Origin of the sequence: Nocardioides humilatus (assembly GCF_008373755.1) — a bacterium.
In the GTDB taxonomy this organism is placed as follows: domain Bacteria; phylum Actinomycetota; class Actinomycetes; order Propionibacteriales; family Nocardioidaceae; genus Nocardioides; species Nocardioides humilatus.
On the sequence record NZ_VUJV01000010.1, the window covers coordinates 1 to 13478 of the forward strand.

Genomic DNA, 13478 nt, shown 5'->3' on the forward strand with positions numbered 1-13478 from the left:
TGAGTTCTCAAACATCACACGCGCTCGGATCGCGCACCTCTCGGCGGCGCCTCCGGGGCAACCTGTGAAACGTTACCGGTGTCGGTTTGGCCCGTCAACTCCGCGTCACGAGTGTGAGCGGCGGTGTCTCGGGCTGCAGTTGTCAGCCGGTGTCGCTTGCTCGCTTCCCCCTCTCGGGATCCGCTCGCTGCGACGTGGAGAAAGTTAGCAGCACCCCCGGGTCCGCTTGCAAATCGGGGGTGCCCTTTCTGCAAAACCCCAGGTCAGAGGCCACTTGCGTGGGCATGACGACGGTACGGCGAGACAGTGGGGTCCCCCGTCGTCCAGAAGCGCCAGGCCCGCTCGGCCGCGTTGCGCACGCCGGTCCGCGGTCCGGAGGAGATGCGGGCCGGGCTCTCCCCGGGCGTCACGGTGACCTGCCCCGTGGCCAGGTCCGTGCCGTTGAGGTCGAGACGGAGCCCCAACGCACGGCCTAACCGTCCCGGTCCGCGCGCAAGATCGCGATCGGCGACCCCCGGCCGGAGCGCGCGCACCACGTCGATGCCGTCGACCAGCTCGCCGGCCCGCATCAACACACCACTGGCTGACCCCTCGGGCCCGACGCTGACGTTGCCACAGACGTGGATCCCATGGCTCAGGTAGCAGTACAGGTGCCCGGCCGGTCCGAACATGACCCGGTTGCGATCGGTCGGGCCACGAAACGCGTGCGAGGCGGGATCGTTGGCGCCGTCGTAGGCCTCCACCTCGGTGAGTCGTACGGCGACCGGCCCGTGACGCACCACCGCGCCGAGGAGCCGGGGGGCGACCTCCTCGACGGGTCCGTTCAACAGCTCAGCGAGCGCGCTCACGTACTCCCTCCAGCACGCCGCGCGCGCCGGCGACCCGGGAGCGCAGCTCCTGGAGCTGCTCGGCCACGCGGACCGGCGCGGTGCCGCCGCGACCGTCGCGCGAGGAGACCGAGCCCTCGGCTGTCAGCACGGACCTCACCGCGGGCGTCAGCGCCGGTGAGATCGCCGCGAACTGCTCGTCGGTGAGCTCGTGGAGCTCGATGCCGAGCCCCTCGCACTCACGGACACACGCACCCGCCACCTCGTGCGCGATCCGGAACGGCACGCCCTCCCGCACCAACCACTCGGCGATGTCGGTGGCGAGTGAGAAACCCTGAGGAGCCAGCTCCGCCATCCGCTCGGTGTTGAACACCAGCGTCGCGATCTGCCCCGTGAAGGCGGGCAGCAGCACCTCGAGGGTGTCGACGGAGTCGAACACCGGCTCCTTGTCCTCCTGCAGGTCGCGGTTGTAGGCGAGAGGCAACGCCTTCAGCGTGGTCAGCAGTCCGGTCAGGTTGCCGACCAGGCGACCGGCCTTGCCCCGGGCCAGCTCGGAGATGTCGGGGTTCTTCTTCTGCGGCATGATGCTCGACCCCGTCGACCAGGAGTCGTGCAGCGTCACGAATCCGAACTCCTTGGTCGCCCAGAGGATCACCTCCTCGGCGATCCGGCTGATGTCGACACCAGCCTGCGCCGCCACGAAGGCGATCTCGGAGACGAAGTCGCGCGACGCCGTACCGTCGATGGAGTTGGCCGTCGAACCCGTGAAGTTCAGCTCGCGAGCGACGAGCTCGGGGTCGAGCCCCAGGCTCTGACCGGCGAGCGCACCCGAGCCGTACGGCGAGTCGGACTCCACCCGTCGGCGCCAGTCGGCGAGCCGGTCGACGTTGCGCAGCAGCGCCCACGCGTGCGCGAGCAGGTGGTGGGACAGCAGCACCGGTTGGGCGTGCTGGAGATGCGTGCGCCCGGGCATGATCGCCCCGAGGTGGGCTTCGGCCTGGCCGGCGAGCGCGTCGACCAGGTCGAGCAGCAGGTCCGCGACGGTCAAGGAGTGGTCGAGCAGGTAGCAGCGGAAGAGCGTGGCGATCTGGTCGTTGCGTGAGCGTCCCGCCCGCAGCTTGCCGCCCACGTCGGGGCCGACCTCCTCGATGAGAAGCCGTTCGAGGGCGCCGTGGACGTCCTCGTCGCTGGGGTCTGGCAGCACCGTGCCGGCGGCCACGCCGTCGGACAGCACGTCGAGCCCGCGGTGCAGCTCGGCCTCTTCCGCGGCCGTGAGCAGGCCCGCGGCACCGAGTGCCTTGGCGTGCGCGTGCGAGCCGGCGATGTCGTAGTGCGCCAGTCGCCAGTCGAAGTGCGTCGACCGTGAGAGCGCCTCGAGCTCGGGGGAAGGCCCGCCCTCGAACCGCCCACCCCAGAGCTTGCCTGCTCCGGTGGTCCCCGCCGTGGTGCCGCTCATGTCGTTCCTCCCAGGACCGCCTCGATCGCGGTCACCATCATGTCGGGCATGTCGTCGGACGCGGCCGAGCCGTCGGCGCGCAGGTCCTCCGGCGTCCACCAGGCAGCCTGCAGGATGTTGCCGACCTCGGCCGGCTCGAGACCGCCGAAGTGCACCTCGGCGTCGCCGGGCACCGGGATCGCGTAGAAGGTCGAGTGCGACACGTAGTCGGTGCCCGCCCAGGAGAACGGATGGATGCCGGTGCCGATCGGTCCGACCAGGTCGGCGATGTCGCCGACGATCCCCGTCTCCTCGTGGAGCTCACGGACGGCCGCCTGCTCGTGGTTCTCCCCCGGGTCGACCGCTCCGCCGACGCTGACCCAGTGCAGGTCACCGGGGTGCGCAGGGTCCTGACCTTGGAGGAGCAGGACCCGGCCGTCCGGGGACACCGGGAGGAGCCTCACGGCGACCCGGTGGATCGGCTGCGCCGGATCTTGGGCAGTCATCAGTCGGCTCCGAGCTCCATCGCCGCGTCCTCGAGGAGCTCCTCCCCCTCGCCCGTGACGGCCGGGTTGGAGGCGATCTGGTCGAAGCCGCCGGCGGGCAGCTCGCCGAAGAGGGTGCCGTTCTCGACGAGCACCGTGCCCTGGTCGAGCGGCTGGCCGGCGTAGAGCTCGAGCTTGGCGCGCGAGTCGGCGATGTCGAGGTTGCGCATCGTCAGCTGGCCGATCCGGTCGGTGGGACCGAACGCGGCATTGGCGACGCGCTCCATCGAGAGCTTCTCCGGGTGGTAGGAGAACGCCGGGCCCTCGGTGTTGAGGATCGTGTAGTCGTCACCGCGCCGCAGCCGCACCGTCACCGTGCCGGTCACGAGCGACGCGATCCAGCGCTGGATCGACTCCCGCAGCATCAGTGCCTGCGGGTCGAGCCACCGGCCCTCGTAGAGCAGCCGGCCGAGCTTGCGGCCCTCGAGGTGGTAGTTGGCGAGGGTGTCCTCGTTGTGGATCGCGTTGAGCAGCCGCTCGTAGGCGATGAACAGCAGTGCCATGCCGGGGGCCTCGTAGATGCCCCGGGACTTCGCCTCGATGATCCGGTTCTCGATCTGGTCGGACATGCCGAGACCGTGACGCCCACCGACGGTGTTGGCCTCGAGCACGAGGGCGACCGGGTCGTCGTACCGCTTGCCGTTGATCGCGACAGGACGGCCGGCCTCGAACCTGATCGTGACGTCCTCGCTCGCGATCTCGACGGACGGGTCCCAGAACTTCACGCCCATGATCGGCTCGACGGTCTCCAACGAGACGTCGAGGTGCTCGAGCGTCTTCGCCTCGTGCGTCGCGCCCCAGATGTTGGCGTCGGTCGAGTAGGCCTTCTCGGTCGAGTCGCGATAGGGCAGACCGTGCGCGACCAGCCACTCGCTCATCTCGTGCCGACCGCCGAGCTCGTTGACGAAGTCGTTGTCGAGCCACGGCTTGTAGATCCGCAACTCGGGGTTGGCCAGCAGGCCGTAGCGGTAGAACCGCTCGATGTCGTTGCCCTTATAGGTCGAGCCGTCGCCCCAGATGTTGACGTCGTCGGCCTGCATCGCCCGCACCAGCATGGTGCCGGTGACGGCGCGACCCAGCGGGGTCGTGTTGAAGTAGGCCTTCGCCCCCGAACGGATGTGGAAGGCGCCGCACGCGAGGGCCGCAAGACCCTCCTCGACGAGCTGCGGCTTGATGTCGACGGCGCGCGCGATCTCGGCGCCGTACTCCTTCGCGCGCAGCGCGACGCCGGCGATGTCCGGCTCGTCGGGCTGCCCGATGTCGGCGGTGTAGGTGCACGGCACCGCACCCTTGTCGCGCATCCAGGCGACGGCGACCGAGGTGTCGAGACCGCCGGAGAAGGCGATACCGACGCGCTCACCCGTGGGAAGGGAGGTGAGGACCTTGCTCATTCTGCTGCGCTTCTTTCTGCGAGGGCGGTGAACTTCTGGGCGAGGGCTTGGCCCCCGGAGGGATCGCGACCGATCACCAGGACGGTGTCGTCGCCGGCGATGGTGCCGAGTACGTCGGGCAGGTCGACCTTGTCGATCGCGCTGGCCAGGAACTGGGCGGCTCCCGGCGGCGTGCGGAGGACGACCAGGTTGGCGCTGGCCTCAGCGCTGACCAGCAGCTCCGCGCTGAGGCGGGACAGCCGGTGGGAGGCCCCTGCGCTCTCGCCGTGGACGGGGGTCCGGTCGCCACCCTCGGCGGGGACGGCATAGACGAGCGATCCGGACGGGAGCCGGACCTTGACCGCGTCGAGCTCGACGAGGTCGCGGCTCAGCGTCGCCTGGGTGACGTGCACTCCCCTACGACCGAGCAGCTCGGCGAGCTCGGTCTGGGAGCGCACCTCACTGCCGCCGAGCAGGTCGGTGATGAGCTGGAGCCGGGCGCTCTTGGTGAGCGGCGTCAACGCGTGCTCACTCATGGCGGCGTGCCTCGAGCCAGACCAGGATCGCCTTCTGGGCGTGGCGGCGGTTCTCGGCCTCGTCCCACACGACGCTCTGTGGGCCGTCGAGAACCTCCGCGCTGATCTCCGAGCCGCGGTAGGCCGGGAGGCAGTGCAGCACGATCGCGTCAGGCTGGGCGTGGGCCATCAGCTCGGAGGTGACGGCGTAGGGCGCGAAGACCGCTCGACGGGCCTCGGCCTCCTCCTCCTTGCCCATCGAGATCCAGGTGTCGGTGACGACCACGTCGGCACCGGTGACCGCGGCCACCGGGTCGGTGGTCACTGCTGCGTCGCCGTAAGCGGGGGCGTAGCCCTCGGGGCAACCGAACACGACCTCCATGCCGGCGAGGCCGCCGGCCAGCGCCCACGAGTTGCCCATGTTGCAGGCGGCGTCGCCCACGAAGGCGACCTTGAGGCCAGCGAGGGTGCCCTTGTGCTCCTGCACCGTCAGCAGGTCGGCGAGCAGCTGGCAGGGGTGGAAGTCGTCGGTCAGCGCGTTGATGACGGGGACGCCGGCGTAGGCCGCCATCTCGTCGATCCGGCTCTGCTCGAAGGTGCGCCACACGATTGCCGAGGCCTGCCGCCCGAGCACACGGGCGACGTCGGCGACCGACTCGCGGTGGCCGATGCCGGCGAGCTTGCCCTCGACCAGCAGCGGGTGGCCGCCGAGCTCGGCGATGCCGGCCGCGAAGGACGCCTGGGTGCGCAGCGTCGGCTTGTCGAAGATCATCGCCACGGTCTGCGGCCCGGCGAACGGCTGGTGCTCGAACGGCTTGGCCTTGAGCGTCGCAGCGAGCGCCAGCACCTCGGCCTGCTCGGCAGCGGTCAGGTCGTCGTCACGGAGGAAGTGCCTCATCAGGAGTTCGCTCCTTCGGTGACGCCGGCGGCGTCGAGGATGGCTGGCCAGGCCGACAGGAAGGCGTCGACGTCGGCATCGGTCAGGACGAGTGGTGGCGCGAGCCGGATCCGCTCCGGTGTCGGGGCGTTGACGATGAACCCGGCGTCCTGGGCAGCGGCGGCGACATCGGCGGACTTCGGCTGCACGAGGTCGAGGCCGATCAGCAGGCCCTCTCCCCGCACCTCCACGACGCGGGGGTCGGCAGCAAGTCCGGCCTTGATCCGCGCACCGATCGCCGCGGTGTGCTCGAGCAGGCCGTCGGCGACCACGTCGAGGACGGCCAGCGCGGCCGCAGCCGCCACCGGGTTGCCGCCGAAGGTCGTCCCGTGGTTGCCCGGGTCGAAGAGCTTGCCCGACCCGCCCGTCGCGATGCAGGCGCCGATCGGGATGCCACCGGCCAGGCCCTTGGCGAGCGTGACGATGTCGGGCACCACCGAGCCCGACACGAGGGCCGGGTTCTGGTGGGCGAACCAGGCGCCCGTGCGGCCGATGCCGGTCTGGATCTCGTCGAGCCACAGCAACGCGCCGTGCTCGTGAGCGATCCGCTGAGCGGCCGGCAGGTAGTCGGTCGGAGGTACGACGACGCCCGCCTCCCCCTGCACCGGCTCCACCAGGACCGCGGCGGTCGCGTCGTCCACCGCCGCTTCCAGCGCGGCGACGTCTCCGAACGGGACGAAGACGACCTCGCCCGGGAGGGGCTCGAACGGCTCGCGATAGGCGAGCTTGGAGGTCAGCGCGAGGGCGCCCATGGTCCGACCGTGGAAGCCGCCCTCGGTGACGACGATCTTGGTGCGACCGGTCCGCCGGGTCAGCTTGAACGCCGCCTCATTGGCTTCGGCACCGGAGTTGGTGAAGAAGACGTGGGCGTCGGTGCCCAGCAGCGACACCAGCCGTTCGGCGAGCTCGATCTGCGGCGCGCTCGCGAAGAAGTTGGAGATGTGGCCGAGCGTCTGCAACTGCTCGGTGACGGCAGCCACCAACCGGGGGTGGCCGTGCCCGAGGACGTTGACTGCGATGCCGCCGAGCAGGTCGACGTACTCCCTGCCGTCGGCGTCCCAGACGTGCGCGCCCTCGCCCTTCGTCAGCACCAGCTTGGGTGCGCCGAAGGTGTTCATCAGGGCACCGGCGTAGCGCTCGGTCCAGCCAGCCGTGATGCTCATGAGCCGATCTCCCGGGCCTTGCGCGTCTTGGTCGTCACTCCCGGAAGTACCTGGGTGCCGACACCCTCGTCGGTGAACAGCTCGAGGAGCACGGCGTGGGCCTGCCGGCCGTCGACGACGGTGGCCCGCTTGACGCCACCCTTCACGGCCTGGAGGCAGGCGGCCATCTTCGGGATCATGCCGCTGGCCAGGGTCGGGAGGATCGCCTCGAGCGCCTCGGGAGCGATCTCGCCGATGACCTCCTCCGGGTCGGGCCAGTCGAGGTAGAGGCCCTCGACGTCGGTGAGCACGAGCAGCTTCTCCGCGCCGAGCGCAACCGCGAGCGACGCGGCCGCCGAGTCGGCGTTGACGTTGTGGACCACGCCGTCGACGTCGGGCGCGACGCTGGACACGACCGGGATCCGGCCGGCCTCGATGAGGTCGAGGACCGACTCGGGGCGCACCTTCGCCACCTCGCCGACGAGGCCGAGGTCGACCTCCTCGCCATCGACGATCGTGTTCGTCGCCTCCGCGGTGAAGAGACCGGCGTCCTCCCCGGAGAGACCGACCGCCAGCGGGCCGTGCTCGTTGATGAGGCCGACGAGCTCGCGCTGCACCTGGCCGACGAGCACCATCCGCACGACGTCCATCGCCTCGGGGGTGGTGACGCGCAGTCCGCCACGGAACTCCGACTCGATGCCGAGCCGGTCGAGCATCTGCGAGATCTGCGGACCGCCGCCGTGGACGACGACCGGCTTGAAGCCGGCGAACCGCAGGAACGCGATGTCCTCGGCGAACGCCTTCTTCAGCTCGGGGTCGGTCATGGCGTTGCCGCCGTACTTCACCACCACGACCTTGCCGTGGTACTCCTTCAGCCACGGAAGCGCCGCGGCCAGGGTGGTTGCCTTCTCGATGCTCATGAGGAGTACGCGCTGTTCTCGTGGACGTAGGCGTGGGTCAGGTCGTTGGTCCAGACCGTCGCCGAGGCGTCGCCGGACTTGAGGTCGATGGTCACCGACACCTTCCGAGGCGTCAGGTCGATCGCCGCCGGGTCCTCACCGGGACCCGAGTTGCGGCAGACCCACACGCCGTTCATGGCGACGTCGAGATCCGCCGGGTCGAAGGCGGCGTCGGTCGTGCCGATCGAGGCGAGCACCCGGCCCCAGTTGGGGTCCTTGCCGAAGACGGCGGCCTTGAAGAGGTTGCTCCGCGCGACGCTCCGGCCGACCTCGACCGCGTCGTCCTCGGTGGCTGCGTTGAGGGTGGTGATCGCGATCTCGTGGTCGGCGCCCTCGGCGTCAGCGAGCAGCTGCATCGCCAGGCTCGTGCAGACCTCGGTGAGCGCAGTAGTGAAGTCATCAGCAGTCGGCGTGACGCCGCTGGCTCCGCTCGCCATCAGCGTCACGGTGTCGTTGGTCGACATGCAGCCGTCGGAGTCGAGCCGGTCGAAGCTGACCTTGGTCGACGCCCGCAGCGCGAGGTCCAGCGTGGCCGCCGGGACGATCGCATCGGTGGTGATGACGACGAGCATCGTGGCCAGCTGCGGCGCGAGCATGCCCGCACCCTTGGCCATGCCGCCGATCGACCAGCCGTCCCGTTCGACGACGACCGTCTTGTTGACCGAGTCGGTGGTCATGATCGCCTGCGACGCGGCCTCGCCGCCGTCGGCCGAGAGCGCCGCGTGGACGGCGTCGACGCCGGCCAGCAACATCGGCCGGTCGTTCCTCAGGCCGATGAGACCGGTGGAGCAGACGACCACGTCGACGGCGCCGATGCCGAGGTGGGTGGCCACTCGCTCCGCGACCTCGTGGGTGGTCTGGAATCCCTCGGCGCCGGTGTAGCAATTGGCACCGCCGGAGTTGAGGACGACGGCCTTGACGACACCGTCCTTGACGACCTGCTCGCTCCAGAGCACGGGGTTGGCCTTGCACCGGTTAGCGGTGAAGACGGAGGCCGAGTCGTAGTGGGGACCCTGGTTGACGACGAGTGCGAGGTCCTTGTTGCCATTGGCCTTGAGGCCGCAGTGGACACCGCCAGCGACGAAGCCGGCAGGGGTGGTGACAGACATGTTGGTTCCTTGAGAAGTGGTCAGACGGGGACGGCGGGGGCTACGTCGTGCCCCGATCGTCGCCACGCCTCCTCCGCCTTCTCCGCTTGGCCCTTGGGGACCAGCATCCAGTCGGTGTCGAAGGTCGACAGCACGAACACGGGCACGCCCGCCTCGGCCAGCGGCGTCAACAGCGCCACCAGGATCCCGACCGCGCCAGCCGCGAGATCGAAGTCGGTCGAGCCCTCTGCGGGCACCACCGCGAAAGCGGTGTAGGGCGCCTGGTGCCGGGCCTTCTTCGGCACGCTCCGGGCCGCGCAGACCAGCGAGGTCTCGACCGCGGTCGCGGTGATCGAGAAGATCGACGACGACTCGGCCCAGTCGGGGATCTCGGCGCCGGGAGCGAGCCGCACGACAGCGAGGCTCTCGGGGAAACGAGCGATCTGGTAGGTCATGGCGCCACTCCGACTGCGGAAAGGCCCGTGGTCTCGTCGAAACCGAGGGCGAGGTTGAGGCACTGCACGGCGGCGCCGGCAGTGCCCTTGGCGAGGTTGTCGACAGCACCGACGGCGACCAGTCGGCCGGCGGCCTCGTCGACGGTGACCTGGAGGTGGATCGCGTTGGAACCGACGACCGACTTGGTCTGCGGCCACTGGCCGGCCGGGAGCACGTGGACGAACGGCTCGTCGGCGTAGGCCTTCACATAGACGTCGTAGGCCTCGGCCGCGGTGAGCGGCGCGGTCAACGGCGCCGAGCAGGTCGCGAGGATGCCCCGGGGCATCGGCACCAGGAGCGGCGTGAAGCTCACCTTGATCGGGGCGTCGGTGAGCCGGCCCAGGTTCTGGGTGATCTCAGGCGTGTGCCGGTGGACTCCCCCGACCCCGTAAGCCGACACGTTGCCCATGACCTCGCTGCCGAGGAGGTTGGTCTTCGCGGCCTTGCCGGCACCACTGGTGCCGGAGGCAGCGACCACGACCACGTCGGGCTCGATGAGCCCGGCCGCCACCGCCGGGGCGAGGGTCAGTGTCGAGACGGTCGGGTAGCACCCAGGCACCGCGACGCGCTTCGCGCCGGCCAGCACGTCGCGCTGACCGGGCAGCTCCGGGAGACCGTAGGGCCAGGTGCCGGCGTGCGGGCTGCCGTAGAACTTCTCCCACACCGCGGCGTCGTCGAGCCGGAAGTCAGCACCGCAGTCGATGACGACGACATCGTCGCCGAGCTGGGCGGCGAGCGGTCCCGACTGCCCGTGCGGGAGGGCCAGGAACACGACGTCGTGACCCGCGAGGGTCTCGAGGCTCGTCTCGACGAGTACCCGGTCAGCCAACGGGATCAGGTGCGGCTGGAGCGAGCCGAGGGTCTCGCCGGCGTTGCTGCCGGCCGTGAGCGCGCCGATCTCCACGGAGGGGTGCGCGAGCAGCAGCCGCAGCACCTCGCCGCCGGCGTAACCGCTCGCACCTGCGACGGCGACCCTGACCTTGTCCATATGCATGACTATACAGAACTCTGCATGTGTCCTCGCAACCGGGTATTAGTCGGAAAGTCGCTCGCCCTTGTCGGTGACCGGTCGTAGCGTCAAGGGCGTGCCCCGGCTCTCCTTCTCCGACTATCTCACCGCGATCCGACGCGAGTCCGCGCGGTTCCGCGACGTCCTGGCCGACTGCGACCCCGAAGCGCCGGTGGCGTCCTGCCCTGACTGGACGGCCGACGACCTGCTCTGGCACCTGGCCACCGTCCACCACTGGTGGTGCGCGATGGTGACCAACCGACCGCAGTCGCCCGACGCGATGGGCTACGAGGAGCCCCCGCGCCCCGAGGGCCATGCCGCGCTGCTGGCTGCGTTCGACGAGCAGCACGCTGCGTTCGTCGCCGCGATCGAGGAGGCCGACCCGTCCGAGCCGGCCTGGTCGTGGTCGGGCGACCTCGGCAACCACACCGTCGCCTTCACCTACCGTCGCCAGGCCCACGAGGCACTGATCCACCGGCTCGACGCCGAGCTGGCCGCGGGCGAGGTGACGCCGCTCGACCCCGCGCTCGCCGCCGACGGCGTCGACGAGACGCTCGACGTCATGTACGGCAACCTGCCCGCCTGGGGCACGTTCGAGGCACTCCCCCGCTACGTCGAGTTCCGGATGTCCGATGCCGGCACCTCGGTCTGGACCCAGCTCGGGATCTTCGCGGGCGTCGCACCGGACGGCGAGGCGTTCGCCGACGAGAAGGACATGCACGTGGTGCCCGATCCCGGCATCCCGGCCGACACCGTCGTCGAGGGCACCGCGGACGACCTCGACGCCTGGCTGTGGCACCGCCGCGACGACACCGGCATCACGGTGACGGGTGACCGGTCGGCCTACGACCACGCTCGCGTCGTCCTCGACCACCCCATCGACTGACGCTCGCTACCGTCTCCCCGTGATCCAGCGACTCGCGATCTTTCTCGGCTCCCGCGACGGCGCGGAGCCGCGCTTCGGCGAGGAGGCATACGCCGTCGGCACTCAGCTCGCCGAGCGTGAGATCGAGCTGGTCTACGGCGGCGGTGGCGGTGGGCTGATGGGCCAGGTGTCGCAGGGCGTGCTCGACGCCGGCGGCCGCGTCTACGGCGTGATCCCCCGCTTCATGGTCGAGCGCGAGTGGGGCCGGCTGCACGAGCCGGGCGTCCAGATGCACGTCGTCGAGACCATGCACCAGCGCAAGGCGATGATGGCCGAGCGGGCCGACGCCTTCTTGACGCTGCCGGGAGGCCTCGGCACCCTCGAGGAGCTCTTCGAGATCTGGACCTGGCAGACCCTGTCGCTGCACGCGAAGCCGGTCGGACTGCTCAACACCGACGGCTTCTGGGACCCGCTCGTCACGACGCTCGAGCAGATCACCGATGCCGGCTTCATGAGCCGCAGCACCCTCGACGACCTCGTCGTCGCACCCGATCTGGACGGCGCGCTCGCCGGCTTGGACGCCCAGACGTCCTAGCGACTGGCCCAGACCGGGATCGCGACCTCACCCGGCGGTGGGTTCGGGACGACGTGCGGCGTCAGGTTCGGAGCGTCGGAGTCGTCGGCGTCGAGATAACCGAGGACCTCGGTGCCGGAGTCATCGATGAACGTGATGCCGATCTTCGTGCCGTCGACGTTCCACACGGGGTGGGAGTAGTTGCCGTCCGCCAGCTCGTGGCGGTCGGTGCCGGTCGCGTTCATCGTCCACACGTCGCCGCGCTCCTTGGTGCTGCCGGGCTCGCTGACGAGGAAGAGCAGCTTGCGGGCAGCCGGCGACCAGTCGGCGTGCGAGATCTGACCGTCGTCAGCGGTCGGCACCGTGACCGGGTCGCCACCGTTGTCGGCGTCGAGCACCTGGAGCTGCACCGGGCCGTCCTGGAACTCGTAGGAGGCGAAGACGAACTCGCTCGGGGAGATCCACGTCGGTGACCCGCGCAGCTGCGAGCCCTCGAACACGAGCCGCGGGTCCGACCCGTCCGCGTTGGCGACGTAGATGCCGTCGGGCACGTCGTCGTCGCCCGTGCAGACAACGGCGATCCGCTTCCCATCGAGGCTCCAGCCGGCCCGCGCGGAGTACTGGCACTCCGGGAAGTCCTTGAAGACCGGCTCGTAGGAACTGTTCGTCAGGTCCAGCATCGTCAGGACACCGGTGTTCTGACCGTCCGGCACGTCGGTGAAGTCCTGGAACGTGATCGTGCGGCGGTCGGGAGAGATCGAGGGACCGCGGGCGTCGACCCCCTCGGGAGTCAGCCCCTGGAAGGTGCCATCGAAGACGTTGACCTTGTAGACCGTCGACACGTCGTCGACGACGTAGGGCACGACCATCTCGTCGTCGGTGATCAGCGCCGGCTTGTCCTTCGGCCCCTTGCTCTTGCTGGGCCGGTCGGTCGGGCCGGTCGGGCTGTCCGACGTCGTGGGGTCGTCGGTCTTGTCGTCGTCCTGGAGCAGGATCACGCCTGCGGCGATCAGGCCACCGACGATCAGCGCCACGAGCAGGACGAGCAAGACGGTGCCGGCCCGGCTCGACCGCTCCTCCGGGATGACCGGCGGGACCGGCGCGGTGCCGTACGGCTGGGCCGGCAGTTGGGCAGCCTGTTGGGCCGGCTCCGGCTGCGTGGCGGCCGGGACCCCGATCGCGGTGGTCGGCGGCGGGGGCGGCGGAGGCACGACCGACGCGGCGACGATCGGCTCCGGCTCAGGCTCTGCGGGGACCGGCGCCGCGACGGGCGCGGGACCGTTGGGCGCAGCCGGCGGCGTCGCCGCGGGCATGGTGCCGGCGTCGGAGCGGAACATCCGCACCATCGGCTCGTCGACCTTGCCGAGCGCGAAGCCCAGCGCGGCCAGCGCCCAGCACGAGCGGGTCGGGTCGTCGGTGCCGCGGTCGCGCGCGAGCGCCGCGCCCGCTTCCCGTACGGCGGCCTGCGGCTCCGCGCCGTGGGCCATTACGTCCAGGACCCGCCGAAGGGCACCGAGACGGACCGCATCGACGAGCAGGTTCAGCTCGCCGAGGGTCGCTTCGTCCTCAGCCAGGAAGTCGTCGAGCGCACCGCGCAGCTCGTCGGCGTCCTCGACCACGGCGGCACCGCGCACCGAGACCAGCTCGCGCAGTGAGTCGTGGAGCGCCATGCGCACATCCTGTCAGGTCGAGGGCGGAGCGAAAGGGTGGTGAAAGC

At 70.3% G+C, this 13478-nt stretch carries 14 protein-coding genes; 2 read left to right on the forward strand and 12 right to left on the reverse strand.

Annotated features, from left to right (window positions below):
* Positions 1-263: 263 nt before the first annotated feature.
* From F0U44_RS21365 to argC, 11 genes are read right to left on the reverse strand one after another with little or no spacing between them, the layout of a single operon-like run.
* On the reverse strand, positions 264-848 hold the full coding sequence (locus F0U44_RS21365) for a DNA-3-methyladenine glycosylase (RefSeq protein WP_149730428.1): 585 nt from the start codon (positions 846-848) through the stop codon (positions 264-266).
* Complete coding sequence (gene argH / locus F0U44_RS21370) at positions 832-2283, reverse strand: argininosuccinate lyase (RefSeq protein ID WP_149730429.1); 1452 nt, start codon at positions 2281-2283, stop codon at positions 832-834. The genes F0U44_RS21365 and argH overlap by 17 nt, the downstream gene beginning before the upstream one ends.
* Positions 2280-2768, reverse strand: a complete 489-nt coding sequence (locus F0U44_RS21375; RefSeq protein ID WP_149730430.1) for an NUDIX hydrolase — start codon at positions 2766-2768, stop codon at positions 2280-2282. Before F0U44_RS21375 ends, argH begins: the two co-directional genes overlap by 4 nt.
* Positions 2768-4198 (reverse strand): argininosuccinate synthase, encoded by a 1431-nt coding sequence (argG, locus tag F0U44_RS21380; RefSeq protein WP_149730431.1) that lies wholly within the window; start codon positions 4196-4198, stop codon positions 2768-2770. The genes F0U44_RS21375 and argG overlap by 1 nt, the downstream gene beginning before the upstream one ends.
* Positions 4195-4713 (reverse strand): arginine repressor, encoded by a 519-nt coding sequence (locus tag F0U44_RS21385; protein ID WP_149730432.1) that lies wholly within the window; start codon positions 4711-4713, stop codon positions 4195-4197. The genes argG and F0U44_RS21385 overlap by 4 nt, the downstream gene beginning before the upstream one ends.
* Positions 4706-5593, reverse strand: coding sequence for an ornithine carbamoyltransferase (gene argF / locus F0U44_RS21390; protein WP_149730536.1), 888 nt, complete (start codon positions 5591-5593; stop codon positions 4706-4708). Before argF ends, F0U44_RS21385 begins: the two co-directional genes overlap by 8 nt.
* Positions 5590-6792: an acetylornithine transaminase gene (locus F0U44_RS21395; protein ID WP_149730433.1), complete on the reverse strand. Its 1203-nt coding sequence runs from the start codon at positions 6790-6792 to the stop codon at positions 5590-5592. The genes argF and F0U44_RS21395 overlap by 4 nt, the downstream gene beginning before the upstream one ends.
* Complete coding sequence (argB, locus tag F0U44_RS21400) at positions 6789-7691, reverse strand: acetylglutamate kinase (RefSeq protein WP_149730434.1); 903 nt, start codon at positions 7689-7691, stop codon at positions 6789-6791. Before argB ends, F0U44_RS21395 begins: the two co-directional genes overlap by 4 nt.
* Positions 7688-8839, reverse strand: coding sequence for a bifunctional glutamate N-acetyltransferase/amino-acid acetyltransferase ArgJ (gene argJ / locus F0U44_RS21405; protein WP_149730435.1), 1152 nt, complete (start codon positions 8837-8839; stop codon positions 7688-7690). The genes argB and argJ overlap by 4 nt, the downstream gene beginning before the upstream one ends.
* A 20-nt stretch (positions 8840-8859) precedes the next feature.
* Positions 8860-9273: an ACT domain-containing protein gene (locus tag F0U44_RS21410; protein WP_149730436.1), complete on the reverse strand. Its 414-nt coding sequence runs from the start codon at positions 9271-9273 to the stop codon at positions 8860-8862.
* Positions 9270-10307, reverse strand: coding sequence for an N-acetyl-gamma-glutamyl-phosphate reductase (gene argC / locus F0U44_RS21415; RefSeq protein ID WP_149730437.1), 1038 nt, complete (start codon positions 10305-10307; stop codon positions 9270-9272). The genes F0U44_RS21410 and argC overlap by 4 nt, the downstream gene beginning before the upstream one ends.
* A gap of 91 nt (positions 10308-10398) precedes the next feature.
* On the opposite strand from argC, the gene F0U44_RS21420 reads away from it, so the two are divergent.
* Together F0U44_RS21420 and F0U44_RS21425 are read left to right on the forward strand one after the other, a co-directional pair.
* Entirely contained in the window at positions 10399-11208 is an 810-nt protein-coding gene (locus F0U44_RS21420) for a maleylpyruvate isomerase N-terminal domain-containing protein (RefSeq protein WP_149730438.1), read from the forward strand.
* A 19-nt stretch (positions 11209-11227) separates the two neighbouring features.
* A complete protein-coding gene (locus tag F0U44_RS21425) occupies positions 11228-11782 on the forward strand; it encodes an LOG family protein (RefSeq protein ID WP_149730439.1) in 555 nt (184 codons plus the stop codon).
* On the opposite strand, the gene F0U44_RS23135 is transcribed toward F0U44_RS21425, so the two are convergent.
* Positions 11779-13431: a hypothetical protein gene (locus F0U44_RS23135; protein ID WP_188113616.1), complete on the reverse strand. Its 1653-nt coding sequence runs from the start codon at positions 13429-13431 to the stop codon at positions 11779-11781. The two genes, F0U44_RS21425 and F0U44_RS23135, sit on opposite strands and share 4 nt — an antisense overlap.
* Positions 13432-13478: the final 47 nt, after the last annotated feature.